The organism is Streptomyces sp. 7-21, assembly GCF_016741785.1.
Taxonomy (GTDB): Bacteria; Actinomycetota; Actinomycetes; order Streptomycetales; family Streptomycetaceae; genus Streptomyces.
This window is the reverse complement of sequence record NZ_JAERRL010000013.1, coordinates 23,506-48,467: the sequence shown is the minus strand read 5'-3', so window position 1 is coordinate 48,467 and position 24,962 is coordinate 23,506. Positions and strand designations below refer to the sequence as shown.

The following is a 24,962-nucleotide window of genomic DNA, read 5'->3' as shown; positions in this document are numbered from 1 at the left end:
GCGGCGATGGCCCGACTGACCGACGCCACGCGGGGACGACTGCTGTTCGGCGGCGACTACAACCCCGAGCAGTGGCCCGAGGAGGTGTGGCACGAGGACGTCCGGCTGATGCGCGAGGCGGGCGTCACCCTGGCGACCGTCGGCGTCTTCTCCTGGGCGACGCTCGAACCCCGCCCCGGCGTCCGGAACTTCGGCTGGCTCGATACCGTGCTCGGCCTGCTCCACGACGCGGGCATCGGCGTCTGCCTGGCCACGCCCACGGCCTCCCCGCCGCCCTGGCTGGGCGCCAGGTACCCCGAGACGCTGCCCCGCGACGAGACGGGCGCCACCGTCTGGTACGGCTCCCGCAACCAGTTCTGCGCCTCCTCGCCCGTCTACCGCGAGCACGCCGCCCGCATCACCGAGGACCTGGCCCGCCGCTACGCCGGCCACCCGGCGCTGCGGATGTGGCACGTCAACAACGAGTACGGCACCGTCTGCTACTGCGACACCAGCGCCCGCCACTTCCGCACCTGGCTCCGCGCGCGCTACCGCACCCTCGACGCGCTCAACGACGCCTGGGGCACGGCGTTCTGGAGCCAGCGCTACGACTCGTGGGAGGAGATCATCCCGCCCCGGCGCGCCCAGTACCTGCACAACCCCGCGCAGCGGCTGGACTTCCGCCGCTTCACCAGCGACGCCCTCCTGGAGTGCTTCACCGCCGAACGGGACATCCTCGCCGCCCACACCCCCGGCATCCCGGTCACCACCAACTTCATGCCGCTGTTCGCCGGGCAGGACGGCTGGCGCTGGGCCGCCGAGGAGGACGTCGTCTCCGTCGACATCTACCCGGACCCCGCCGCGGACCCCTCGGACCTGGCCGGACCCGCCCACGGCGCCCTGGTCGCCGACCTCACCCGCTCCCAGGCCCGCGGCCCGTGGCTGCTGATGGAACAGGCCGCCTCGGCCGTCAACTTCCGCCGCGTCAACCGCCCCAAGCCCGCAGGCCAGATGCGGCAGTGGTCCTACCAGTTCCTGGCCCGGGGAGCGGACGGCCTGTGCTTCTTCCAGTGGCGCGCCTCCCGTCAGGGCAGCGAGAAGTTCCACTCCGCGATGCTGCCGCACGCCGGCGAGCGCTCCCGCACATTCCAGCACGTGCGCGCACTCGGCCACGAGCTGCACACGCTCTCCCCCCGCCTGGCCGGCACCACCGTCCCCGCCGACGTCGCCGTCCTGCACGACTGGCACGCCTGGTGGGCCAGCGAGCAGCCCGGCCGCCCGTCCTCCGATGAGTCCACCGCCTACCCGCGGCTGCTGGCCACCTGGCACCGGGCGCTGTGGGAGCAGAACCTCACCTGCGACTTCGCCCACCCCGAAGCCTCCTACCACGGCTACCGGATGGTGGTCGTCCCGCAGCTGTACCTGATGACCGACGCGGCGCTCGACCGGCTCACCGCCTACGTCCGCGGCGGCGGCACCCTCGTGTGCGGCTTCTTCACCGCCGTCGCCGACGGCGACGACCGGGTGCGGCCCGGCGGCGTGGACCGCCGGCTCCGCGAGCTGCTGGGTCTGGCCACCGTCCACGAGTGGTGGCCGCTCCAGCCGGGCGAGACGGTGCCGCTCGACAACGGCGCCACGGGCAGCGCCTGGAGCGAGGACCTCGAACTCGCCCCGGACGGCGGCCCGTCGGCCCCGGCCGCCGAGATCCTCGCCCGCTACGGCGGCGGCGAGCTGGCCGGGCGCCCGGCCCTGACCCGGGCCCGCCGGGGCAAGGGCACCGCCTACTACGTCTCCACCCTCCCCGACCCGGTGTCGCTGCGCGCCCTGCTCGGCGAGGCGGCGCGGGCCGCCGGGGCCGGGCCGGTGCTGCCGCAGGCCCCCCTGGGCGTCGAGGCCGTCCGCCGGGGCGAGGCCCTGTTCCTCATCAACCACACGCGCCAGCAGGTCACCGTTCCCCTGCACCACCCCCACACCGACCTGCTGACCGGCCGCGCCGTGACCGCCAGCGTCACCCTCGGCCGGCACGGCGTGGCCGTTCTCACCCCCACACCAAAGGAGAACCGCACATGCGCAGAAGGAGTCTCGGCACCCTGATCCTCGCCCCGGCCGTCGCCCTGGCGACGGCCACCGGCCTCACCGCCGGCACCGCCTACGCGCAGGCGTGGCAGAGCTGCGACCAGTGGGGCAGCTGGGAGCCCGGCGACGGCTACATCGTCTACAACAACATCTGGGGCTCCGGCGCCGGAACCCAGTGCATCAGCGCCGAGTCCGGCTCCAGCTGGTCGGTCACCGCCGACCACCCCGACACCGGCGGCATCAAGTCCTACCCCAACTCCACGTGGCCCGTGGGCGAGCCGGTCAGCGAGATCACCACGCTGCGGACTACCTACGACGTCACCGTCCCCGAAGCCGGGGCGTACAACACCGCCTACGACATCTGGGACGAGAACCACGACCACGAGATCATGCTCTGGGTGAACTGGCACGGCCCGGTCGGGCCGCTGGGCACCCAGGTCGGCACCGCCGAACTCGGCGGTCACACCTGGGACATCTACCAGGGCAGCAACGGCAGCAACAACGTCTACTCGTTCCTGCGCCAGGGCGATTCCACGCGGGGCGAGATCGACGTGGTGCCGGTCCTTGGGTGGATCACCGCGCAGGGATGGATGAGCGAGGACACCGTCATCGGCGACGTCCAGCTCGGCTACGAGATCACGTCCTCGCCGGGCGGCCTGACGTTCACGACCAACGACTACACGGTCACCGCCGACTGACGGTGCCGCACACGCGGCACCCCGAGCACCGCCCCCCGCGTCAGCGGGGGGCGGGACCGGTGCTGGACCGGACGGTCAGCCGCGGCGGCAGCAGCTCCAGCCGCTCGCGCTCCGCCGCGGCAGCGCGCGAGCGGCTAGAGCTGCCGCCGCCGTCCAGCTGGCTCATCACCAGGTCCACGGCCCGGCGGCCCATCTCGTCCGCCGGGATCGCCACCGAGGTCAGCGCCACCGACTGCTGCGTGGCCACGCCCTCGGGGCAGACCGCTACCACCGAGATGTCCTCCGGCACCGCCCTGCCCTGCTGGCGCAGCAGGCTCAGCAGCGGGCCGATCGCCGCCTCGTTCTGCACGATCAGCCCTGTCGTCGCGGGCCGTTCGCCGAAGACGCGCGCCAAGGTCCCGGCCACCGACTCGTAGCTGCCCTCGCACGGCCGGTGCAGCACACGCACCCCGAGCGCATCTGCCTGCTCCCGGACACCTTCCAGGGTGCGCTCGGCGAAGCCGGTGTGGCGCTCGTACACCGCCGCCGCCTCGCCGACGACGGCGATGTCACGGTGGCCGAGTCCCGCCAGGTGTTCGACGCACAGCCGCCCGGTAGCGGCGAAGTCGAGGTCCACGCAGGTGAGCTGGCGGGTGTCGGCGGGCAGCCCGATCAGCACCGCCGGCCGCGGCGACTCGCGCACCAGCGGGAGCCGTTCGTCCTCCAGCTCCACGTCCATCAGGATCATGGCGTCGGCCAGCCCGCTGCCGACCACCCGCCGCACCGCCTCGGGCCCCTCCTGGCCCGTCAGCAGCAGCACGTCGTGGTCATGCTCGCGCGCGGCGGTGGCCACGGCGATCGCGATCTCCATCATCACCGGCACGTACATGTCCGTGCGCAGCGGCATCATCAGGGCGATGATGTTGGATCTGCTGCTGGCCAGGGCCCGGGCCCCGGCGTTGGGGTGGTAGCCCAGTTCCCTGATGCTGCGTTCGACGCGCTCCCTGGTCCGCGCCGAGATGGTCCGCTTGCCGCTGAGGACGTAACTCACCGTGCTGGCGGAGACGCCGGCGTGCCGGGCTACCTCGGCGAGGGTGACCATAGAGGACTCCAGGGGGTCAGTGGGGGCCAGGGAGGCGAAGCGCTTCGATGCCGCTCTCGCGGGCATTGCCACGTCTCTGAGTTGGCTAACCGCCAAGACCTTAGACCTACCGATGGTCCGTGTCCAGAAGCGAAATCGAAGCGCTTCGACACCCCTGGCCGGGCTGCCGGCCGCGTCGGCGGGACCCCGCGCGGGCCGGTACGCGGCGCCGCGGAACGGGTACATACCCGGTGCGGTCCTCCGGTTTCTTCCGGCGTTTCCAGGCTTGGCCCGCCGCGGGTTCCCCGCGGCGGTGACGTGAGGAGCGAGGAACGATGACCCCCACCAACGCGGCCCCCGCCGCCCCGGCCGGCCGGCGGGCACGCCAGGCCGCGCGGTCAGCCGGCAACGCCTCCGGGCACGCCCCCGGTTTCGCCAGGGAGCTGTTCCTCGGCAGGCTGCGCGTCGACCTCATCCGCCCCCGCCCGGCCGAGCGCGACCCGGCCGAGGTCCGGCGCGAGGAGATCTTCCTCCACCGGCTGCGCCGCTTCTGCGAGACGCGGCTCGACGGTGACCTCATCGAGCGGGAGGCGCGCGTTCCCGGCGAGGTCATCGACGGGCTGCGCACGCTCGGGGCATTCGGCATGCGCATCGGGCGCGAGTACGGCGGCCTGGGCCTGAGCCACCTCGCCTACTGCCGGGCGCTGGCCCTGGTCGCCTCGGTGAGCCCGGCCGTCGGCGCCCTGCTTGCCGCGCACCAGTCCACCGGCGTGCCGCAGCCGCTGGTGCTCTTCGGCACCGAGGAGCAGCGCGCCGCCTTCCTGCCGCGCTGCGCCCGCGGGGAGATCTCCGCGTTCCTGCTGACCGAGCCCGGCGCCGGATCCGATCCCGCCCGCCTGGCGGCCACGGCCGTGCCGGACGGCGACGGGTACGTCCTCGACGGCGTGAAACTGTGGGCCGCCAACGGCCCGCTCGCCGGCCTGCTCACCGTCATGGCCCGCGTGCCGCCCTCGCCGGGGCACGCGGGCGGCGTCACCGCCTTCGTCGTCGAGGCCCGCTCGCCCGGTGTGACGGTCGAGCACCGCCACGCGTTCATGGGCCTGCGCGGCCTGGCAAGCGGCGTGACGAGGTTCCGCCGCGTGCGCGTGCCCGCCTCCCAGCGCATCGGGCCCGAGGGCGCCGGGCTCACGGTCGCTCTGGCCGCTCTCAGCGCCGGCCGCCTGTCCCTGCCCGCGATGTGTGCGGGCGCCGGGGCCTGGTCGCTGCGGATCGCCCGGGAGTGGTCCGCCGCCCGGGTGCAGTGGGGCAAACCGCTCGCGCGGCACGAGGCCATCGCCGGCAAGGTGTCGTTCATTGCCGCCACGGCCTTCGCGCTCCAGGGCATGGCGGAGCTGACCAGCGAACTGGCGGACGAGACGGCGGAGCCGTCCGCCGGCGGCGGCCGCCGCGACGTCCGCGTCGAGGCGGCGCTGGCCAAGCTCTACGCCAGCGAGATGGCCTGCCGCATCGCCGACGAGCTGGTCCAGATCCGCGGCGGCCGGGGCTACGAGACCCCCGCGTCACTGGCCGCGAGGGGAGAGCGCGGCGTCCCGGCCGAGCGGCTGCTGCGGGACCTGCGCGTCAGCCGCATCCTGGAGGGCCCCAGCGAGATCATGCGGCTCCTCATCGCCCGGGAGGCCATCGGCCCGCACCTGCGCGTCGCGGGCGACCTCGTCTCGCCCGAGGCCACCCTGACCGACAAGCGCCGCGCCGTCGCCGCGGCCGGCGCGTTCTACGCCAGGTGGCTGCCCTCCCTGGCCACCGGACGGGGCCACCTGCCGCTCGGGTACGGCGACTTCCACATCCGCCGCTACCCGGACCTGGCCGCGCACCTGCGCTACGCCGAGCGCGCGGCCCGCCGGCTGGCCCGCTCCACGTTCTACGGCCTGTCCCGCTGGCACGGCCGGCTGGAGGAGCGGCAGGCGTTCCTGGGGCGGGTGGTGGACATCGGCGCCGAGCTGTTCGCCATGGCCGCCGCCTGCGTCCACGCCGAGCGCCTGCGCGGCCGCGAGGAGCACGGCCGCGAGGCGTACGAGCTCGCCGACGCGTTCTGCCAGCAGGCCAGGCGCCGCGTCACCGACCTCTTCCACCACCTGTGGCACCACACCGATGCCACCGACCGCCGCGTCGCCGGGCGGGTGCTCGACGGCGCGTACGCCTGGCTGGAGGAGGGCGTGCTCGACCCGTCCGTCCCCGGGCCGTGGACCGCGCCCGCCGCCCAGAACGCCGCGGACCCTTCGCCGCAGGGGCCGCGGGGGCCGGACCAGCGCGCCTAGCGGGCGCCCGGCACCGCCGGGGCGGGGGTCACCGGCCAGCGGTCTCGGGAGAGAATGGGGGGATGACGGAGAGTCTCCCGCTGCTCGCTGATCCGCACCTGCGCCCGCCCGTCCCCGACGGCCCCCGCGAGGTGGTGATCCTCGGCTCCACCGGGTCGATCGGCACCCAGGCCGTCGACGTCGTGCTGCGCAACCCCGACCGCTTCCGCGTCACGGCCCTGGCCGGCGGCGGATCCCGGCTCGACCTGCTCGCCGGGCAGGCGCACCGGCTCCAGGTGCGGGCCGTCGCCATCGCGCGGGAGGACAAGGCCACCGAACTGCGGGAGACGCTGCGGGCCCAGTACGGCACCGGCCAGCCGCTGCCCGAGATCCTGGCCGGCCCCGACGCCGCCGCCCAGCTCGCCGCCAGCGAATGCCACACCGTGCTCAACGGCATCACCGGCTCCATCGGCCTGGCGCCCACCCTGGCCGCCCTGCGCGCCGGGCGGGTGCTGGCCCTGGCCAACAAGGAGTCGCTGATCACCGGCGGCCCGCTGGTCACCGGCCTGGCGCGCCCCGGTCAGATCGTGCCGGTCGACTCCGAGCACTCCGCGCTGTTCCAGGCCCTGCTCGGCGGCACCCGCGCCGAGGTCGAGCGCCTGGTCGTGACCGCCAGCGGCGGCCCGTTCCGCGGCCGCACCCGCGAGGAGCTCGCCGCCGTCACCCCCGGGGACGCGCTGGCCCACCCCACCTGGGACATGGGGCCCGTCATCACCGTCAACTCCGCCACGCTGGTCAACAAGGGCCTGGAGGTGATCGAGGCCCACCTGCTGTACGGCATCCCCTTCGAGCGCATCGAGGTCGTCGTCCACCCCCAGTCCTACGTGCACTCGATGGTGGAGTTCACCGACGGCTCCACACTCGCCCAGGCCAGCCCGCCCGACATGCGCATGCCCATCGCGCTGGGGCTCGGCTGGCCCGACCGCGTCCCCGGGGCGGCCCCGCCGGTCGACTGGACCCGCGCCCACACCTGGGAGTTCGAGCCCCTGGACACCGATGCCTTCCCCTCGGTGCCGCTGGCCCGCCATGTCGGTAGCCTCGGGGGTACCGCGCCCGCGGTGTTCAACGCGGCCAACGAGGAGTGCGTCGACGCCTTCCTCGCCGGCCTGCTGCCGTTCACCGGGATCGTGGACACCGTCGCCCAGGTCGTCGAGGAGCAGGCGATCCCGGGCTCCGGAACCTCCCTGACCCTGCCGGACGTCCTCGAAGCGGAGACCCGGGCGCGCGCACGCGCCCGCGAGCTGGCCGGCGCTTCCGGCGGCACGGACCGGACGACCACGGAGATGACCGCATGACGTCCCTGATGTTCATCCTCGGCATAATCGTCTTCGTCGTCGGGCTGCTGTTCTCCATCGCCTGGCACGAGCTGGGCCACTACTCCACGGCCCGCATGTTCGGCGTCCGCGTGCCGCAGTTCATGGTCGGCTTCGGCCCCACGATCTGGTCGCGGCAGAAGGGCGAGACCGAGGTCGGCATCAAGGCGATCCCGCTCGGCGGCTACATCCGCATGATCGGGATGTTCCCGCCCGGCGATGACGGGAAGATCCGCAAGCGCTCCACCTCGCCGTTCCGCGGCATGATCGAGGACGCCCGCGCCGCCGCTTTCGAGGAGCTCCAGCCGGGGGACGAGAAGCGGCTGTTCTACACCCGCAAGCCGTGGCAGCGCTTCCTGGTGATGTTCGCCGGGCCCGGCATGAACCTCATCCTCGCGGTCGTCGTCTTCCTCGGCGTCCTGATGGGCTTCGGCATCAACACGCAGACCACGACCGTCGCCACCGTCTCCGAGTGCGTCATCCCGCAGAGCGAGGGCAACCGCGACTGCCGCGAGAGCGACCCCGCCGCCCCCGCCAACGCGGCCGGCCTGCGGCCCGGCGACACCATCACCGCCTTCAACGGCGAGCCCATCGACGACTGGAGCACCCTCCAGCAGCGCATCAGGGACACCACCGGCGAGGCCACCATCACCGTCGAGCGCGACGGTGAGACCCTCCAGCTGCACGCCGAGCTCATAGAGAACCAGGTCGCCAAGACCGACGGCGACGGCGGCTACGTCGAGGGTGAGTACGTCACCGCCGGATTCCTCGGCTTCTCGCCGGCCAGCGGCATCGTCCGCCAGGACTTCCCGCAGGCCGTGGAGCACATGGGCGACATGATGGCCAACGGCCTCGAGGCGCTCCTCAACATCCCCTCCAAGATCCCCGGCCTGTGGGACGCCGCCACCGGCAGCGGCGAGCGCGAACCGGACTCGCCCATGGGCGTGGTCGGCGCTGCCCGGGTCGGCGGCGAGATCTTCACCCTGGACATCCCCGCCAGCCAGCAGATCGCCACGGCCCTGCTCCTGGTTGCCGGCTTCAACCTGTCACTGTTCCTGTTCAACATGCTGCCGCTGCTGCCGCTCGACGGCGGCCACATGGCCGGCGCGCTGTGGGAGTCCGCGCGCCGCGGGCTCGCCCGGCTCCGCAGGCGGCCCGACCCGGGGCCGTTCGACGTGGCCGTGCTGATGCCGTTCGCCTACGTCGTCGCCGCCGTCTTCATCTGCTTCACCCTGCTCGTCCTCGCCGCCGACATCGTCTCGCCGGTGAGCCTGACCGGGTAGCGCCGGGCCGGGGCGGAACCGCGACAGGGCCGCGGCAACGCATCGGCAACGCCGCGGCAAGGGGAGGCGCACGGCCCGCTGGCGCCGTGCCGTAGGCTCAAGCCACTGAAACCGTCCGCACCGTGGGGTTGCACACTCGATGACCGCCATCTCGCTGGGAATGCCGACCGTACCGATGAAGCTGGCCGAGCGCCGTGTCAGCCGGAAGATCCAGGTCGGATCCGTTGCCGTGGGCGGAGACGCCCCCGTCTCCGTGCAGTCGATGACGACGACCCGCACCGCCGACATCGGGGCCACCCTGCAGCAGATCGCGGAGCTGACCGCCTCGGGCTGCCAGATCGTGCGCGTGGCCTGCCCGACCCAGGACGACGCCGACGCGCTGCCGGTGATCGCCCGCAAGTCGCAGATCCCCGTGATCGCCGACATCCACTTCCAGCCGAAGTACGTGTTCGCCGCCATCGACGCCGGATGCGCCGCCGTCCGCGTCAACCCCGGCAACATCAAGAAGTTCGACGACAAGGTCAAGGAGATCGCCGCCGCCGCCTCCGCCGCCGGCACCCCCATCCGCATCGGCGTCAACGCCGGCTCCCTGGACAAGCGGCTGCTCGCCAAGTACGGCAAGGCCACCCCCGAGGCGCTGACGGAGTCCGCCCTGTGGGAGTGCTCCCTGTTCGAGGAGCACGGCTTCACGGACCTGAAGATCTCCGTCAAGCACAGCGACCCCGTCGTGATGATCAACGCCTACCGGATGCTCGCCGAGCGCTGCGACTACCCCCTCCACCTCGGCGTCACCGAGGCAGGTCCCGCGTTCCAGGGCACCATCAAGTCGGCGGTCGCCTTCGGCGCCCTGCTGTCCGAGGGCATCGGCGACACCATCCGCGTCTCCCTGTCCGCGCCGCCGGCCGAGGAGGTCAAGGTCGGCATCCAGATCCTGGAGTCCCTCGGCCTGCGCCAGCGGTCGCTGGAGATCGTCTCCTGCCCGTCCTGCGGCCGCGCCCAGGTGGACGTCTACAAGCTCGCCGAGGAGGTCACCGCCGGGCTGAGCGGCATGAAGGTCCCGCTGCGCGTCGCCGTCATGGGCTGCGTCGTCAACGGCCCCGGCGAGGCCCGCGAGGCGGACCTCGGCGTCGCCTCCGGCAACGGCAAGGGGCAGATCTTCGTCAAGGGCGAGGTCATCAAGACCGTGCCCGAGTCCGAGATCGTCCAGACCCTCATCACCGAGGCCACGCGGATCGCCCAGGAGATGGAGGACGCGGGCGTGGTCTCCGGCGAGCCCGAGGTCTCCGTCAGCTGAGCCGCGCCGGGGTACAGTGCCGGAACCGCCCCCCGCCCGGTGCCCGTCCGACCCCGAAAGCCCGACCGTGCTCACCACCCCGACGATCCGGACGCTGGGCCCCTCCGACCTCAGCGAGGTGCTCGGCGTCCTCGACCAGGACCCGGTCGCCAACGCCTTCGTCACCGCCCGCGTGCTGGACTCCGGGCTCGAACAGCCCCAGCTCGGCGGCCAGCTGTGGGGCTGGTACCAGGACAGCCGGCTCACCTCGCTGTGCTACGCCGGGGCCAACCTCGTGCCCGTCGCGGCGGGCCCGGCGGCCGTGCGCGCCTTCGCCCGCCGCGCCCTGCACGAGGGGCGCGGCTGCTCCTCCATCGTCGGGCCGGCCGGGCCCACCGCGCGGCTGTGGTCGCTGCTCCAGCCGCACTGGGGCCCCGCCCGGGAGGTGCGTGCCCGGCAGCCTCTGATGGCCACCAGCCGCCCTGCACCCGGCGTCACCCCCGACCCGCTGGTGCGGCGCGTGCGCAAGGACGAGATGGACCTGGTGCTGCCCGCCGCCATCGCGATGTTCACCGAGGAGGTCGGCTTCTCCCCGCTGGACGCAGAGGACGGCGGGCTGATCTACCAGGCCCGCGTCGCCGAGACCGTCGGCACCGGACGCTGCTTCGCCCGGGTGGAGGACGGCCGCGTGGTCTTCAAGGCCGAGATCGGCGCCGTCACCCCGCGCACCTGCCAGCTGCAGGGCGTGTGGACCGCGCCCGACCGCCGGGGCGAGGGCCTGGCCACGCGTGGCCTCGCCGCCGTGCTGCGCTTCGCCCTGGCCGACGAGGCGCCGCTGGTGAGCCTGTACGTGAACGACTTCAACGCCCCCGCGCTCGCCGTCTACCGGCGGCTCGGCTTCCGGGAGACCGGCACGCTGATGAGCGTGCTGTTCTGACGCGCCCCGCGGGCGGCCTGCGGCCGCACGGCAGCCGGCCGCCCGCCGCGGGCCCGGCGCGACTTCCCGCGCCTGGCGCGTTAGCCTCCCGGGCATGACACCTTCCGCAGGCCAGGCCGCCTCCGACGCCCACGACGTCGCCGTCGGACCCCTCGATCTCGGTGCCCGCGTCGACGAGGCCCTGGCGGTGCAGGCCCAGGCGTTTGGCCTCACCCCCCAGGAGGTCGCGGTGCGGCGCCACATCGTCCTGCGGCACCTGGCCACCCCCGGTGCCCGCGCGCTCGGCGCCACCTGCCGCGACGGACGCCTCGTCGGCTTCGTCTACGGCATGCCGAACGACCGCCGCCAGTGGTGGTCGACGGTCGTCGAGCCGTACCTGCGGGCCGCCGGGCACGAGTCCTGGCTCGACGACTCGTTCACCATCACGGAGCTGCACGTGCTCCCCGCCTACCAGGCACACGGCATAGGGCGGCGCCTGATCACCGGCCTCACCGACGCCGCGGCCGAGCGGCGCTCGCTGCTCTCCGCTATCGACACCGAAAGCCCGGCCCGCCACCTGTACCGGAAGCTGGGTTACCGCGACCTCGCGCGCCGCGTCCACTTCCCCTCCGCCCCGTCCCCCTACGCCGTGATGGGCGCTCCCCTCCCGCTGCGCCGGCCCTGACCGCACGCCGGGGCAGCGTCACAGCCAGGCGGCGAACTCCAGCAGCATCTCGGCCTCCGCGCGCTGCCCCGCCGCGAGGTGGCGCAGGCCCGACTCCACCGCGCGGAACAGCGACCAGGCCCGCACCCGCTCCGCGTCCGCGTCCACGGACTCCGCCAGCTGCGCCACCCGGCGCCGCGTGATCGCCGCCGCCCCCGGCGAGGCCACCAGGTCGTGCAGGCGGTCGCGGGCCAGCCGCGCCAGGTCGTAGGCCCGCTCGCCCACCACCGGCTCCGGGCCCACCGCCAGCCACGGCGCCCGCTCCGCGTCCGCGGCGAGCACGGCGCCCTGGCGGAAGTCGCCGTGGAGCAGCGCGCGTTCCGCCCCGGCGCCGGGGGCGAGCAGCTCCTCCCGCAGCCGCAGCGCCTCCTCGGCCAGCGGCGCGTACAGGCCGTTCCCGGCCGTGACGCCCACCCGCCGGATCCGCTCCGCCTGGGGCGCGGTCAGCTCCGCCACGGACGGGAACGGGTGCTGTTCGCCCGGCGGCACCCACAGCCGGTGCGCGGTCTCCAGCGCCTCCAGCATCGCCCGCGACTCGGGCAGCGACCGCAGCGACGTCTCGCCGTGCAGCCGCTCCAGCAGCAGCGCCCCCGCCTCCGCGTCCTCCCGCAGGCAGCGCACGGCGCCGCGCCCGTTCCACCGCCGCAGCGCGGCCGCCTCCACGGCGGCCCCGGGCGCGCCGGGGGCGCACAGCTTCAGCGCCGCGCGCTCACCGTCCGCGCACCGCACCAGCACGGTCATGCTCGTCCTGCCACCCGGCTCGGCCACGCGCTCCGGTGTCAGTTCCCAGCGGTCCAGCATGCGGGCGGCCAGCCGCGGCAGCTCCTCAAGCCAGGCGGCCTGCTGCGCTCCCCGCGCCCGCGTCAGCCGCTGCGGTGGCCGCAGCACGGTGTCCGGCGCCATGCCCCTCACCGCCCCTCGGAGCCGGGAGCCATGACGGCCGCGTCCCGTTCGCCGAGGCCGGGGAACGCGACCACCTCGCCGCTCCAGCGGGCCGCCCGCACGGCGGCGTCCCGCAGCGCCTCGGCCGCTGTGCGGCGCGTCTCGCCCTCGGCGGCCTGCACCAGGTCCGCGTAGGCGCCGGCCACGCGGCTCTCCAGCTCGGCCGCCAGCCGCACCGCGTCCCGCTGGTCCGCAACGGCGAACGGAAGGTCGTACGCGGCGGCCGCCGCCACCGGGCTGTCGCCCCGGTCCCGCAGCAGCCGTTCCAGCGCGTTGCGCCGCGAGCGGTGCGCCGCGTATGCCTCCTCGACCTCGCGGCTCCGCTCGTCGCCGAGCCGGCCGCCGACCACGCCGTACCCGTAGACGGCGGCGTGCTCCGCGGCCAGCGCGGCCTGTGCGGCGGCCGTCACCGCCGCCTCGTCCGTCTGCGTCCGACGCGCCGTCCTGCCCATCTCCGCCCTCACGCGCTCGCCTCGCTCAGCAGGTACGCCTGCGCCGAGCCGGCGGCCGCCAGCGACGCCAGGATCCGGGCCGTGTCCGGGGGTGCCGTCACAAGCTCCTGGAACCGGTCGTCCGCCAGCCGCTGTTCTGCCTGCGCGAGCGCGCCGAGCGCCTCGCCGGGCTCCCGGGGCACCCCGGGGACGGGCCCCGCGGGCGCCGCGTCGCCGCCCGGGTCGCGCAGCGCCGCCACATGCGCGGCCGCGGCCTCGCGGAACGGCGCCAGCACACTCTCCAGCCCCGGATGGGCCCGCGCGGTCTCGTCGTACCAGGCCAGCAGCTCGGCGCTGGCGCGTGCGGCCCGCCGCCGCAGGCCCGCGCCCTCCGCCGCGGCCGGTGCCGCCCCGCCGCCGGAGCACCCGGTCAGCGCCCCCGCCACTCCCGCGAGCGCGGCGCCCGCCAGCATCGCGCGTCTCGGCAGTCCGCCACAGCCGCCACCCAGACCAGAGCGCATCGCTTCCCCGTACTTCCGTCGCCGGCTCCACCGTTGGCACCTCGGCGTCCCGCGCGCCGAGGCCCGCACTCGGCCACAGCCACGGCCACAGGATCACCGCCCAGTGAGCGTACCCGCGCGCTCCGCGCATCCCCGTGGCACCCCGCCTCCACGGCGTGCCAGGTCCTCCGCGCGCATCAGCGGGCGCCCGGGCTCACCGCGGTCGGCGCACGCGGTGGCAGGCGCTAGGCTGTTCGCCAGACCGCACGAGAACACGTACCGTCCCGCAGCAGCGCTTACAACAGCACACGCGGCCGAGGAGTCACCCGGATGAGCAGCACGCAGACCGACAGGCTTCGGGAGCTCCTGGAACCACTCGTCCTCGAGCGAGGGCTCGATCTGGAGGAGGTCCGCCTCACCCCGGCGGGCAAGCGCCGCGTGCTGCGCGTGATCGTCGACTCCGACGACGGCGTGGGCCTGGACACCTGCGCCGAGCTGAGCCGGGCCGTGTCCGCGACGCTGGACGACAGCGGCGTCATGGGCGAGACGCCCTACGTGCTGGAGGTCTCCTCCCCGGGAGCCGAGCGCCCGCTCACCCAGCCCCGTCACTACCGCCGTGCCGCCGGCCGCCTCGTCCGCCTCACCCTGCACCAGGGCGGCACGCTCACGGCGCGGCTGGCCAGCGCGGACGACGACGGCATTGACGTGCGGGTGCCGGGGGAGAAGGGCAGCAAGCCCACCGACCGCCGGATCGGCTACGACGAGATCGCCAAGGCACGCGTCGAGATCGAGTTCAACCGCCCTGCCACCGGAGTGCCGCGCCCGGGGGAGCCAGGGGACGAGAGCCAGGAGGAGGCGTAGCCGTGGACATCGACATGAGTGCCCTGCGCGGGCTCGTCAGGGAGAAGGAGATCTCCTTCGACCTGCTCGTGGAGGCGATCGAGGCCGCCCTCCTGATCGCCTACCACCGCACCGAGGGCAGCCGGCGCGATGCCCGCGTCGTCCTCGACCGGGAGAGCGGCCACGTCACCGTCTGGGCCAAGGAGGACGCGGACGACCTGGCGGACGCCGACGGGGCCGAGCCGCGGGAGTTCGACGACACCCCGGAGGGCTTCGGCCGCATCGCCGCCACCACCGCCAAGCAGGTCATCCTGCAGCGGCTGCGCGACGCCGAGGAGGACGTGACCTTCGGCGAGTACGCCGGGCGCGAGGGCGACGTCGTCACCGGCGTCGTGCAGCAGGGCCGGGACCCCCGCAGCGTGCTGGTGGACATCGGCAAGCTGGAGGCGATCCTGCCGCCGCAGGAGCAGGTGCCGGGCGAGGAGTACACCCACGGCTCGCGGCTGCGCTGCTTCGTGGTGCGCGTCACGCGCGGCGCCAAGGGCCCCTCGGTGACGCTCTCGCGCACCCACCCGAACCTGGTGCGCAAGCTGTTCGAGCTGGAGGTCCCGGAGATCGCGGACGGCTCGGTGGAGATCGCCGCCATCGCCCGGGAGGCCGGGCACCGCACCAAGATCGCCGTGCGCTCGCTGCGCCCCGGGCTCAACGCCAAGGGCGCCTGCATCGGCCCGATGGGCGGCCGGGTGCGCAGCGTGATGGCCGAGCTGCATGGCGAGAAGATCGACATCGTGGACTGGTCCGACGATCCGGCGCAGATGGTGGCGAACGCGCTGTCCCCGGCGCGGGTGAGCAAGGTGGACGTCGTGGACGCCGCCGCCCGCTCCGCGCGGGTGACCGTGCCCGACTACCAGCTGTCACTGGCCATCGGCAAGGAAGGTCAGAACGCCCGGCTCGCCGCCCGGCTGACCGGCTGGCGCATCGACATCCGGCCGGACACCGAGCCCGCGGAGCAGCAGGACGCGTGAGGGCCGCCCTGGCGCGGGAACCCGGCCGGGGAGACGCTGGTACAGACGGCCGGGAATACCTGGCGGGGGACAGGTCGTTGCGGGGAGCAGAAGCGTTGCCCCAAGCCGTGGGCGATGCGTGCGGGGAGGTAGAATCTTCAGTGTCTGGCCGGAGGCGAGCGCGAGCCTGCCCTGAACGCACCTGTGTGGGATGCAGACAGCGCGCGCCGAGAGAAGGTCTGCTGCGTGTGGCGCTGGTTGAGGATCGATGTGTCCCCGATCTACGCGGTACGCTGCCCGGTCGGGGCGCGTATGTGCACCCCACTCAGGACTGTGTCGACCTTGCGCTGCGCCGACGGGCGTTCCCCCGGGCCCTCCGGGCCGAAGGGCCGCTGGAGACCGGGGAGCTGCGGCGGGCGGTAGGCCAGGCGGCACCGTAAGACGCGCCGCGCGGAAAGTCCGCGCGGCAGGTACCTCGCGAGTCGGAAGTAGGTCGAGATTGCGATGAGCACTCGATGAGTACGCGATGAGTACGCCCGAGAAGTAGCGAAGGTCCGGCGGACGACCCACCCCGGACCGTAAGGAGCGAAGTGGCTAAGGTCCGGGTATACGAGCTCGCCAAGGAGCTTGGAGTCGAGAGCAAGGTCGTCATGGCCAAACTCCAGGAACTCGGCGAATTCGTTCGTTCGGCGTCCTCCACGATCGAGGCGCCGGTCGTACGCAAACTGACAGACGCATTCAGCAACAACGGCGGCGAGGGCTCCGGCCGCAAGGCGCCGCGCCCCGCGGCACCGGGCGGCAACCGCGCCAAGCCCGCCGCCCCGAAGCCAGGCGCGGGGGCCGCGGCGCCCAAGCCCGCGCCGCGTCCCGGCGCCCCCAAGCCGGGCGCCCCCCGTCCCGCGGCACCGAAGCCGGGCGCGCCCCGTCCCGGGCCCGCGGCGCCGGAGTTCAGCTCGTCGCAGCAGTCCGGCTCCGGCGCGTCCGCGCCGTCGGCGCCGAAGCCGGGCGCGCCGCGCCCCGGCGGTGAGGCCCCGAAGCCGGGCCGTCCGGCTCCCAAGCCGGGCCCGAAGCCGGCCGCGCCCAAGCCGGGCGCCCGCCCCGCGGGCCCGCGCCCGGGCAACAACCCCTTCACGACCAGCGGCTCGACCGGCATGGCCCGGCCGCAGCCCGCGCCGCCCCGGCCCGGCCCCCGTCCCGGCGGCCAGGCGCAGGGCGGTCCGCGTCCTGGCGGCGGCCAGGCGCCCCCGCGTCCGCAGGCGCCGGGTGGCGGCCGCGTCACGCCGGGCAACATGCCGCGTCCGCAGGCGCCGCGGCCCGGTCCCCGGCCGAACCCGGGCATGATGCCGCAGCGTCCGTCGACCGGTGGCCGTCCCGGCGGTCCCGGCGGCCGTTCCCAGGGCGGTCCGCGTCCCGGCGGCGGCTTCGGCGGCCGCGGCGGCGGGCGTCCGGGCGGCTTCGGCGGCCGTCCCGGCGGCGGCGGTGGCCGTCCCGGCGGCGGCGGGCGTCCGGGCGGCTTCGGCGGCCGTCCCGGCGGCCGCGGCGGCACGCAGGGTGCCTTCGGCCGTCCCGGCGGTCCGGCGCGCCGTGGCCGCAAGTCGAAGCGGCAGCGCCGCCAGGAGTACGAGGCGATGCAGGCCCCGTCGATCGGCGGGGTGATGCTGCCGCGCGGCAAGGGCGAGACCATCCGGCTCTCCCGCGGTGCCTCGCTGACCGACTTCGCCGAGAAGATCAACGCCGACCCGGCTTCGCTGGTGCAGGTGATGTTCAACCTCGGCGAGATGGTCACGGCCACGCAGTCGGTCTCCGACGAGACCCTCCAGCTGCTGGGCGAGGAGATGAACTACAAGGTTCAGATCGTCAGCCCGGAGGAGGAGGACCGCGAGCTGCTGGAGTCCTTCGACATCGAGCTGGGGGACGAGGGCAGCGAGGACGAACTGGTCTCGCGGCCCCCGGTGGTCACGGTCATGGGTCACGTCGACCACGGCAAGACCCGCCTGCTCGACGCGATCCGCAAGACCAACGTCACCGAGGGCGAGGCCGGCGGCATCACCCAGCACATCGGCGCCTACCAGGTGTCGCTGAACGTCAACGGCGAGGACCGCAAGATCACGTTCATCGACACCCCGGGTCACGAGGCGTTCACCGCCATGCGTGCCCGCGGCGCCAAGTCCACCGACATCGCGATCCTCGTGGTGGCGGCGAACGACGGCGTGATGCCCCAGACCATCGAGGCGCTCAACCACGCCAAGGCGGCCGACCTGCCGATCGTGGTCGCGGTCAACAAGATCGACCTCCCCGGCGCCGACCCGGCCAAGGTGCGCGGCCAGCTCACCGAGTACGGCCTGGTCGCCGAGGAGTACGGCGGCGACACGATGTTTGTGGACATCTCCGCCCGCCAGGGCACCAACATCGAGGAGCTCCTCGAGGCGGTGCTGCTGACGGCGGACGCCGCGCTCGACCTGCGGGCCAACCCCAACCAGGACGCCCAGGGCATCGCCATCGAGGCGCACCTGGACCGCGGCCGCGGCGCCGTGGCCACCGTGCTCGTCCAGCGCGGCACGCTCCGCGTCGGCGACACGATGGTGGTCGGCGACGCTCACGGCCGGGTGCGGGCCATGCTCGACGACTCCGGGCGCAATGTGACCGAGGCCGGGCCGTCCACGCCCGTCCTGGTGCAGGGTCTGACCAACGTGCCGGGCGCGGGTGACAGCTTCCTGGTGGTCGGCGAGGACCGCACGGCCCGCCAGATCGCCGAGAAGCGCGCCGCCCGTGAGCGGAACGCCGCGTTCGCCAAGCGCAGCCGCCGGGTCTCCATGGAGGACCTGGACAAGATGCTCAAGGCGGGCGAGGTCCAGCAGCTCAACCTCATCATCAAGGGCGACGCCTCCGGTTCGGTCGAGGCCCTGGAGTCCGCGCTCCTCCAGCTGGAGGTCGGCGAGGGCGTCGAGCTGCGGGTCCTGCACCGCGGCGTCGGTGCGGTCACCGAGACCGACATCGGCCTGGCGGCGGGCTCGGACGCCATCGTCCTGGGCTTCAACGTCCGCGCCGAGGGCCGCGCCACGCAGGCGGCCGAGCGCGAGGGCGTCGATGTCCGGTACTACTCAGTCATCTACCAGGCGATCGAGGAGATCGAGGCGGCGCTCAAGGGCAGGCTCAAGCCGGAGTACGAGGAGGTCGAGCTCGGCACGGCGGAGATCCGCGAGGTCTTCCGCTCGTCCAAGCTGGGCAACATCGCGGGTGTCATCATCCGCTCCGGCGAGGTCAGGCGGAACACCAAGGCCCGCCTGGTCCGCGACGGCAGGGTCATCGCGGACAACCTCACCATCGAGGGCCTGCGCCGCTTCAAGGACGACGTCACCGAGATCCGCGAAGGTTTCGAGGGCGGTATCAACCTCGGCAACTTCAACGACATCAAGGTGGACGACATCATCGCCACCTACGAGATGCGGGAGAAGCCGCGCGTGTGACGCGCCCGCGGCACACCTGGCCCGGGCCCCGCTCCGGCGGACTGATATCCGCTGGACGCGGGGCCCGGCGCCCCCGATACGATCATGCGCATGTATACCGGGACGCTGTCCTTTGACCTGCTGCTCGGGGACGTCCGTTCGCTGAAGCAGAAGCGCTCCGTCGTGCGCCCGATCGTGGCGGAACTCCAGCGGAAGTTCTCGGTGAGCGCCGCCGAGGTCGGCGGCCAGGACCTGTACCGCCGTGCCAGGATCGGCCTGGCGGCGGTCTCCGGGGACGCCCACCACCTGTCGGGCGTCCTCGACCAGTGCGAGCGGCTCGTGGCCGCCCGACCCGAGGTGGAGCTGCTGTCAGTGCGGCGGCGGATCCACGGCGACCACGACGAGTAGAGCCAGCCGGACAGGCAACCCGGACAAGCAAGGAGACGGACCAGTGGCCGACAAAGCGCGGGCCAGGAGGCTGGCGGACCTCATCCGCGAGGTGGTCGCGGAGAAACTGCACCGCGACATCAAGGACCCCCGCCTCGGCAGCAGGGTGACCATCACCGACACGCGCGTCACGGGCGACCTGCGGGAGGCGACCGTCTTCTACACCGTCTACGGCGACGAGTCCGACCGCGCGGAGGTCGCGGCCGGGCTGCGCAGCGCCCGGGGCATCCTGCGCTCGGCCGTGGGCGCCGCCGCGGGGGTGAAGCACACGCCGAGCCTGGAGTTCGTCCCCGACGCCCTGCCCGAGACGGCGCGGAACCTGGAGCACCTCTTCGACCAGGCGCGCGAGCGCGACGAGGAGGTGCGGCGGGCGGCGGCCGGCGCCCAGTACGCCGGGGACGCCGACCCCTACGTCACCCCGGCCGGCAGGACGGACAGCGCGGACGACGACTCCGGGGCCGGCCCCGGGGAGGACGCGGACGAGGACGGCACCCGCCGGCAGGACCGGTGAGCCGCGGCAGGACGCAGGGCCCCGACGGGCTGGTCATCGTCGACAAGCCCGCGGGCTTCACCTCGCACGACGTCGTCGCCGTGCTGCGCGGCGTCGCCCGCACGCGGCGCGTCGGGCACGCCGGCACCCTCGACCCGATGGCCACCGGCGTGCTCGTCGTCGGCCTCGGCCGCGCCACCCGGCTGCTGGGCCACCTCGCGCTGACGCGGAAGCGGTACGAGGGCACCATCCGGCTCGGCCAGACCACCGTCACCGACGACGCGGAGGGCGAGGTCACCGCGCGTACCGGTGCCAGGAACGTCGACCCCAAGGCGCTGGCCGCCGCCATGGCGGAGCTGACCGGGGACATCATGCAGGTCCCCGCCGCCGTCAGCGCCGTCAAGATCGACGGCAAGCGTGCCTACCGGCGCGTGCGGCAGGGCCAGGACGTCGACCTGCCGGCGCGGCCGGTCACCGTTTTTGAGTTCTCCCTCACGCAGGTCCGCGAGACCACGGCCCCCGACGGCACCCCCGTCACCGACCTGGACACCACGGTGACCTGCTCGTCGGGCACGTACGTCCGCGCCCTGGCCAGGGACCTGGGCGCCGCGCTCGGCACCGGCGGCCACCTGACAGCCCTGCGGCGTCTGAGCGTCGGCCCGTACCAGCTGAAGGACGCGCACACGCTGGACGAGCTGCGCCAGCGGCTGACGATCCTGCCGCTGGACCAGGCCGCCGCGGCCGCGTTCCCCCGGTGGGACGTCAGTGAGCGGCAGGCGACGCTGCTCGGCAACGGCGTGCGCGTCACCGTGCCGCCGTCGCTGCCGCCGGGGCCGGTCGCCGTGTTCGGCCCGGACGGCCGCTTCATCGCGCTGATCGAGGCGGACGGGGAGCGCGCCAGGAGCCTGGCCGTCTTTGCCTGACAGGGCAGGCGTCGTCCGGCCCGCGCCGGGTGAGGCGGGCGCTCGCCGGGCGCCGGGGTCCGGGTACCGTGGACCGTCGGATCCGGGACCGTGAGGGTCCACGACGACTTCCGAGACTTCAGGCGAGGAGCGAGAAGGTGCACCGCTGGCGTGGTTTGGAGGACGTCCCGGGTGACTGGGGGCACAGCGTCGTCACCATCGGTTCGTACGACGGAGTGCACCGGGGGCACCAGCTGATCGTGGGCCGGGCCGTGGCCCGCGCCCGGGAGCTGGGCCTCGCCACCGTCGTCGTCACCTTTGACCCGCACCCGGCCGAGGTGATCCGGCCGGGGAGCCACCCGCCGCTGCTCGCGCCCCACGAACGCCGGGCCGAGCTGCTGGGCGAGCTGGGCGTCGACGCGGTGCTCGTGCTGCCGTTCACCCCCGACTTCTCGCGGCTGTCGCCGGCCGAGTTCGTGGTGAAGGTGCTGGTCGAGCGGCTGCACGCCCGCGCCGTCGTCGAGGGCCCCAGCTTCCGCTTCGGGCACCGGGCGGCGGGCACCGTCGACACGCTCAGAGAGCTGGGCGAGACCTACGGCTTCGAGGTGACGGTCGTCGACCTGAAGCGGCGTGAGAACGGGGGCGAGCCGTTCTCCTCGACGCTGGCGCGGCGGCTGGTCGCGGCGGGCGACGTCACCGGGGCGGCCGAGGTGCTCGGCCGGCCGCACCGGGTGGAGGGAACGGTCGTGCACGGGGCGCGGCGCGGCCGCGACCTGGGCATCCCGACCGCCAACCTGGACCCCGTGCAGCACTCGGCCATCCCCGGGGACGGCGTCTACGCGGGCTGGCTGACGGCGGACGGGGAGCGGATGCCCGCGGCGATCTCGGTGGGAACCAACCCGCACTTCCACGGCACGCGGCGCACGGTGGAGGCGCACGCGCTCGACCGTACGGACCTCGACCTGTACGGCAAGCACGTGGCCGTCGACTTCCTCGCCTTCCTGCGCGGCCAGGAGACGTTCGCCAGCATGGAGGAGCTGCTCGGCCAGTTCGCCGAGGACCTGCGGCGGGCCAGGGAGCTGACCGCGGACCCGGACCGGGTCCGCGGCTGACACCCCCGGCCGAGAACGTCCCGGCCGGGAGCTCCCCGGCTGGCTCCGCCCTGGCCGCCCGTCGTCAGCCCTGCGGCGGTGGCCAGCCGCCGGGCTGCTGCGGGTAGCCGTAGCCCTGGTCCGGCCGCTGCGGCTGCGGCGGGACCTGCGGCGGCTGCCCCGCCTGTGAGGGCTGCGCGTGGGGCGGCTGGCCCCCCTGCGGATAGCCGGGCTGCGGCTGGGGGTAGCCAGGCTGCTGCGGGTAGCCGTAGCCCTGCGGCCCGGCCTGCCCCGGCAGCGGCGGCGCCACCTGCGGCGGCATCCCGCCGTCCGGCATCCACAGCCCCTGCTCCTGCTGCGCCCGGGCGAAGTCCTCGGCCACCAGCGCGGCGAGGTCGAAGTACGCCTGGCGGGTCTTCGGGCGCAGCAGGTCCAGGTCCAGTTCGGCACCGGCCGCCAGGTGCTCGTCGAACGGGGCGACGATCACGCCGCGGCAGCGGCTCTGGAAGTGCGCCACGATGTCGTCCACCTTGACCATCCGCCCGGTCTCACGCACCCCGGAGATCACGGTCACGCTGCGCTGCACCAGCTCACCGTAGCCGTGCGCGGCCAGCCAGTCCAGGGTGGTGCTCGCGCTGCTGGCGCCGTCCACCGAGGGGGTGGAGACGATGATCAGCTGGTCGGCCAGGTCCAGCACCCCGCGCATGGCGCTGTACAGCAGGCCGGTGCCTGAGTCGGTCAGGATGATCGGGTACTGCTTGCCGAGGACCTCGATGACGCGGCGGTAGTCCGTGTCGTTGAAGGTCGTGGAGATCGCGGGGTCCACGTCGTTGGCGAGAATCTCCAGACCGGAGGGCGCCTGCGAGGTGAACCGGCGGATGTCCATGTAGCTGTGCAGGTAGGGGATGGCCCCGACCAGGTCACGGATGGTGGCGCCGGTCTCGCGGCGGACCCGGCGGCCCAGCGTGCCCGCGTCCGGGTTCGCGTCGATCGCGATGACCTTGTCCTGCCGCTCGCTGGCGAGCGTAGCGCCCAGGGCCGTGGTGGTCGTCGTCTTGCCGACGCCGCCCTTGAGGCTGATGACCGCGATCCGGTAGCAGGACAGCACCGGGGTGCGGATGACCTCTAGCTTCCGCCGCCGCTCCGCCTCGGCCGCCCTGCCGCCCAGCCGGAAGCGTGAACCCGGCTTGCTCGCGGGCTGGGAACGCTGCTTGCGGCGCTTCGTCTGCAGCAGCCGCTCGGAGGACAGCTCGACGGACGCCGTGTAGCCCAGGGCTCCCGGCTGCATCTGCGGGGAGTACTGCTGCGGGTCGGGCCATCCGCCGGTGCGGGGATCCCGCGGCTGCTGGGGGTGCTGGGGCTGCTGCTGCGGCACCGGGCCGGCTCCGGGCTGAGCGGCGGGACCCGCCTGCGGCGGCACCGCGGGCAGCCCCGGCTGGCTCGGCTGCGGCTGCTGCGCCTGCGGCTGGGCCGGCTGCGGCTGCGGCGGCTGGGCGGACCACGGCACGGGCGGCTGTCCCGGCTGTCCCTGCGGCTGTCCCTGCGCAGTGGCGGCGGGAAGCGCGGGAGACGAAGCGGACGACGGGCCGTCCGCGGCCGGCCTCGCGCCCGGCTGGCTCCCCGCCGCCGGGGCGCCGGGACCGGCGGGCCCCGCAGGCTGCTCCGGCTGGGCGGGCGCGGACGACCACGGCCCCGCCTGCGTGGGCTGGCCCTGTGCCGGGAACGGTCCCGCCGGCGGTGCCGGCAGGGCGGGCGGCGCGTCCGCCGGTGCGGGCGGAGCCGGCGATGCCTGCGGCCCCGGCTGCGGCAAGGCACGCAGCATCGTGGTGCCATGCGGCGGCGCGGCGGGCTGCTGCGGCCCGGGCGCCGCGGGCGCCGCGTCCTGCGGTTCCGCCGCGGCACTCCCGGAGGCATCCGGCTCGGTGCCGGGTACGGCATCGCGGGGCTCGCCGGCACCGCTGCCGGGCGCGGGCTCCGCGGACGCTTCCCCGGGCTGGTCATCCTCACCGCTGGCCAAGCCGCCGGACGGTCCGGAGGGAGCACCGGCGTCCTGGGGAGGGCCGCCGGGCGCCGCAGCGGCCCCGAGCTTCACCGTGGCGCCCGAGCTGATCGAGCCGTCGCCCGCGCCGGCCGCGGGCAGTACCGCGGTGGCCGGACTGGCGGCGGGCGGCGGCACGCCGGGGCCCGCGGACGAGTCCTCCTCGCTCGCGGCAGACCCTTCTGCCGCTTCCGGCCGCTCGGCCGCGCCGCTCGGCGCCGCGTCCTCCAGTGCTTCCGCTGCGGCGTCTTCGCTCTTCGCGTCTTCCGGGCCCGCGTCTTTCCGGTCCGCGGGTTCCGGTTCCGAGGGTTCCGCGGCGTCTTCGCCGGTGTCCTGGGACTCGCCCGGGGGCTGTGCCGGGCTCGGGGCCGTGGCCGCCGCCGGCGCGTTCTCCGCCGCCCGGGCAGCGTCCGCTGCGTCCCCTGTGTCCTTTCCGCCCTTACCGTCCTTGGCCTCCTGCGCGTCGGTCACGGCGGACTGGGGTGCCGGCTTTGGTTCCTCTGTCTCCCGCGTCACGATGAAGCCGGGCGGGGTCGGCGGCACGGCCGGGTTGACGCCCTCGCGCGGACCGCTGCCGGGAACCGGGGGCGGCGGGGCCAGCGGCTGCGGCGGCTGGAGCTGGAAGTCGGGCGGCAGCGGCGGCAGCCCGCTGACGGGTCCGCGCGGCGGCACCCGGGGCGGCTCGGGCTTCGGTTCGGGCGCCGGCCCGGTCCGGGCCGCGGCCCCGTCCCCCAGCGCGCGCCGCACGGAGGCCGCCGAGATCTGCATGGTATCGCCGCTCCGCGGCTCCGCTGGCACCGCGTCCTGCGGCTCGCCCGGCTCGCCCGGCTCAGCCGGCTGCCCGGCGGGAGGCGCGGCCGGGCCGGGCGCCGGACTGCTGGGCGGGGCCTGCGGCGGGACGCTGGGCGGGGCCTGCGGCGGCTGCGGTGCGCCGCCCGAGTACCAGGCGGGCGGCGTGTAGTCGATGGTGAACTGTCCGGTGGTCTCCGGTGACTCGGGCTCCTCGTCGAGGAGTTCGTCATCAGGCCGCCTGGCACCGGAGGTGTCTTCCTCGGTGCGGAATCGGTCCTGATCGCTGTTCACGACGCCTCCCGCTGCTGGTCCGGGCTTCCTGGTTCCGCACGTGCCCTCTCCGCGACGCGGACGACGGTCGAG

At 74.5% G+C, this 24,962-nt stretch carries 21 protein-coding genes; 16 read left to right on the top strand and 5 right to left on the bottom strand.

Translation table 11 applies throughout. The features are described from left to right. Positions 1 to 6 precede the first annotated feature (6 nt). A complete protein-coding gene (locus tag JK356_RS16930) occupies positions 7 to 2,073 on the top strand; it encodes a beta-galactosidase (RefSeq protein ID WP_201869034.1) in 2,067 nt (688 codons plus the stop codon). Further along, positions 2,046 to 2,753: a hypothetical protein gene (locus JK356_RS16925; RefSeq protein ID WP_201869033.1), complete on the top strand. Its 708-nt coding sequence runs from the start codon at positions 2,046 to 2,048 to the stop codon at positions 2,751 to 2,753. The genes JK356_RS16930 and JK356_RS16925 overlap by 28 nt, the downstream gene beginning before the upstream one ends. 40 nt (positions 2,754 to 2,793) lie before the next feature. On the opposite strand, the gene JK356_RS16920 is transcribed toward JK356_RS16925, so the two are convergent. Then, positions 2,794 to 3,834, bottom strand: coding sequence for a LacI family DNA-binding transcriptional regulator (locus JK356_RS16920; RefSeq protein ID WP_201869188.1), 1,041 nt, complete (start codon positions 3,832 to 3,834; stop codon positions 2,794 to 2,796). A 314-nt stretch (positions 3,835 to 4,148) separates the two neighbouring features. Here JK356_RS16920 and JK356_RS16915 point away from each other — a divergent pair, with 314 nt between their 5' ends. The 6 genes from JK356_RS16915 (at position 4,149) to JK356_RS16890 (ending at position 11,637) form a co-directional block, all read left to right on the top strand. Further along, positions 4,149 to 6,128: an acyl-CoA dehydrogenase family protein gene (locus JK356_RS16915; protein WP_201869031.1), complete on the top strand. Its 1,980-nt coding sequence runs from the start codon at positions 4,149 to 4,151 to the stop codon at positions 6,126 to 6,128. Between the two features lie 62 nt (positions 6,129 to 6,190). After that, a complete protein-coding gene (gene dxr / locus JK356_RS16910; protein ID WP_201869029.1) occupies positions 6,191 to 7,462 on the top strand; it encodes a 1-deoxy-D-xylulose-5-phosphate reductoisomerase in 1,272 nt (423 codons plus the stop codon). Beyond that, a complete protein-coding gene (locus JK356_RS16905; RefSeq protein ID WP_201869027.1) occupies positions 7,459 to 8,763 on the top strand; it encodes an RIP metalloprotease in 1,305 nt (434 codons plus the stop codon). The genes dxr and JK356_RS16905 overlap by 4 nt, the downstream gene beginning before the upstream one ends. Positions 8,764 to 8,902: 139 nt before the next feature. Next, entirely contained in the window at positions 8,903 to 10,057 is a 1,155-nt protein-coding gene (gene ispG, locus JK356_RS16900; protein WP_201869026.1) for a flavodoxin-dependent (E)-4-hydroxy-3-methylbut-2-enyl-diphosphate synthase, read from the top strand. Between the two features lie 67 nt (positions 10,058 to 10,124). Further along, positions 10,125 to 10,973, top strand: coding sequence for a DUF4081 domain-containing GNAT family N-acetyltransferase (locus tag JK356_RS16895; protein ID WP_201869022.1), 849 nt, complete (start codon positions 10,125 to 10,127; stop codon positions 10,971 to 10,973). Between the two features lie 94 nt (positions 10,974 to 11,067). Then, positions 11,068 to 11,637, top strand: a complete 570-nt coding sequence (locus tag JK356_RS16890) for a GNAT family N-acetyltransferase (RefSeq protein WP_201869021.1) — start codon at positions 11,068 to 11,070, stop codon at positions 11,635 to 11,637. 18 nt (positions 11,638 to 11,655) lie between these two features. On the opposite strand, the gene JK356_RS16885 is transcribed toward JK356_RS16890, so the two are convergent. Genes JK356_RS16885 through JK356_RS16875 form a run of 3 tightly spaced genes read right to left on the bottom strand, consistent with a single transcriptional unit; the run spans position 11,656 to position 13,570 of the window. After that, a complete protein-coding gene (locus JK356_RS16885; RefSeq protein ID WP_201869020.1) occupies positions 11,656 to 12,579 on the bottom strand; it encodes an aminoglycoside phosphotransferase family protein in 924 nt (307 codons plus the stop codon). A gap of 5 nt (positions 12,580 to 12,584) precedes the next feature. Next, positions 12,585 to 13,070, bottom strand: a complete 486-nt coding sequence (locus JK356_RS16880) for a ferritin-like domain-containing protein (protein WP_201869187.1) — start codon at positions 13,068 to 13,070, stop codon at positions 12,585 to 12,587. Positions 13,071 to 13,078: 8 nt separating this feature from the next. Continuing rightward, positions 13,079 to 13,570, bottom strand: a complete 492-nt coding sequence (locus JK356_RS16875; protein ID WP_236671456.1) for a hypothetical protein — start codon at positions 13,568 to 13,570, stop codon at positions 13,079 to 13,081. A 309-nt stretch (positions 13,571 to 13,879) separates the two neighbouring features. Here JK356_RS16875 and rimP point away from each other — a divergent pair, with 309 nt between their 5' ends. The 8 genes from rimP (at position 13,880) to JK356_RS16835 (ending at position 21,790) form a co-directional block, all read left to right on the top strand. Beyond that, positions 13,880 to 14,410, top strand: a complete 531-nt coding sequence (gene rimP / locus JK356_RS16870; protein ID WP_201869018.1) for a ribosome maturation factor RimP — start codon at positions 13,880 to 13,882, stop codon at positions 14,408 to 14,410. A 2-nt stretch (positions 14,411 to 14,412) separates the two neighbouring features. Then, on the top strand, positions 14,413 to 15,414 hold the full coding sequence (gene nusA / locus JK356_RS16865) for a transcription termination factor NusA (RefSeq protein WP_201869016.1): 1,002 nt from the start codon (positions 14,413 to 14,415) through the stop codon (positions 15,412 to 15,414). 140 nt (positions 15,415 to 15,554) lie between these two features. Then, positions 15,555 to 15,833 carry a YlxR family protein gene (locus JK356_RS16860; protein WP_201869014.1) on the top strand — a complete coding sequence of 93 codons (279 nt, stop codon included), beginning with the start codon at positions 15,555 to 15,557 and terminating at the stop codon, positions 15,831 to 15,833. Positions 15,834 to 15,983: 150 nt separating this feature from the next. Continuing rightward, positions 15,984 to 18,860 (top strand): translation initiation factor IF-2, encoded by a 2,877-nt coding sequence (infB, locus tag JK356_RS16855; protein WP_201869012.1) that lies wholly within the window; start codon positions 15,984 to 15,986, stop codon positions 18,858 to 18,860. Positions 18,861 to 18,950: 90 nt separating this feature from the next. Next, positions 18,951 to 19,247 carry a DUF503 domain-containing protein gene (locus tag JK356_RS16850; RefSeq protein WP_201869010.1) on the top strand — a complete coding sequence of 99 codons (297 nt, stop codon included), beginning with the start codon at positions 18,951 to 18,953 and terminating at the stop codon, positions 19,245 to 19,247. A 43-nt stretch (positions 19,248 to 19,290) separates the two neighbouring features. Then, a complete protein-coding gene (rbfA, locus tag JK356_RS16845; protein WP_201869008.1) occupies positions 19,291 to 19,797 on the top strand; it encodes a 30S ribosome-binding factor RbfA in 507 nt (168 codons plus the stop codon). After that, positions 19,794 to 20,699, top strand: coding sequence for a tRNA pseudouridine(55) synthase TruB (gene truB, locus JK356_RS16840; RefSeq protein ID WP_201869005.1), 906 nt, complete (start codon positions 19,794 to 19,796; stop codon positions 20,697 to 20,699). The genes rbfA and truB overlap by 4 nt, the downstream gene beginning before the upstream one ends. Before the next feature lie 137 nt (positions 20,700 to 20,836). Then, positions 20,837 to 21,790: a bifunctional riboflavin kinase/FAD synthetase gene (locus JK356_RS16835; RefSeq protein WP_201869003.1), complete on the top strand. Its 954-nt coding sequence runs from the start codon at positions 20,837 to 20,839 to the stop codon at positions 21,788 to 21,790. A 64-nt stretch (positions 21,791 to 21,854) separates the two neighbouring features. On the opposite strand, the gene JK356_RS22410 is transcribed toward JK356_RS16835, so the two are convergent. Then, positions 21,855 to 24,890 carry an SCO5717 family growth-regulating ATPase gene (locus JK356_RS22410; RefSeq protein ID WP_307815674.1) on the bottom strand — a complete coding sequence of 1,012 codons (3,036 nt, stop codon included), beginning with the start codon at positions 24,888 to 24,890 and terminating at the stop codon, positions 21,855 to 21,857. Between the last annotated feature and the right edge of the window lie 72 nt (positions 24,891 to 24,962).

Bases quoted from the DNA above. Each gene is read 5' to 3' on its own strand.
- JK356_RS16930 (WP_201869034.1), top strand. From the start codon at position 7: ATGGCCCGACTGACCGACGCCACGCGGGGACGACTGCTGTTCGGCGGC.
- JK356_RS16925 (WP_201869033.1), top strand. From the start codon at position 2,046: ATGCGCAGAAGGAGTCTCGGCACCCTGATCCTCGCCCCGGCCGTCGCC.
- JK356_RS16920 (WP_201869188.1), bottom strand. From the start codon at position 3,834: ATGGTCACCCTCGCCGAGGTAGCCCGGCACGCCGGCGTCTCCGCCAGC.
- JK356_RS16915 (WP_201869031.1), top strand. From the start codon at position 4,149: ATGACCCCCACCAACGCGGCCCCCGCCGCCCCGGCCGGCCGGCGGGCA.
- dxr (WP_201869029.1), top strand. From the start codon at position 6,191: ATGACGGAGAGTCTCCCGCTGCTCGCTGATCCGCACCTGCGCCCGCCC.
- JK356_RS16905 (WP_201869027.1), top strand. From the start codon at position 7,459: ATGACGTCCCTGATGTTCATCCTCGGCATAATCGTCTTCGTCGTCGGG.
- ispG (WP_201869026.1), top strand. From the start codon at position 8,903: ATGACCGCCATCTCGCTGGGAATGCCGACCGTACCGATGAAGCTGGCC.
- JK356_RS16890 (WP_201869021.1), top strand. From the start codon at position 11,068: ATGACACCTTCCGCAGGCCAGGCCGCCTCCGACGCCCACGACGTCGCC.
- JK356_RS16885 (WP_201869020.1), bottom strand. From the start codon at position 12,579: ATGGCGCCGGACACCGTGCTGCGGCCACCGCAGCGGCTGACGCGGGCG.
- JK356_RS16880 (WP_201869187.1), bottom strand. From the start codon at position 13,070: ATGGGCAGGACGGCGCGTCGGACGCAGACGGACGAGGCGGCGGTGACG.
- JK356_RS16875 (WP_236671456.1), bottom strand. From the start codon at position 13,570: ATGCGCTCTGGTCTGGGTGGCGGCTGTGGCGGACTGCCGAGACGCGCG.
- rimP (WP_201869018.1), top strand. From the start codon at position 13,880: ATGAGCAGCACGCAGACCGACAGGCTTCGGGAGCTCCTGGAACCACTC.
- JK356_RS16850 (WP_201869010.1), top strand. From the start codon at position 18,951: ATGTATACCGGGACGCTGTCCTTTGACCTGCTGCTCGGGGACGTCCGT.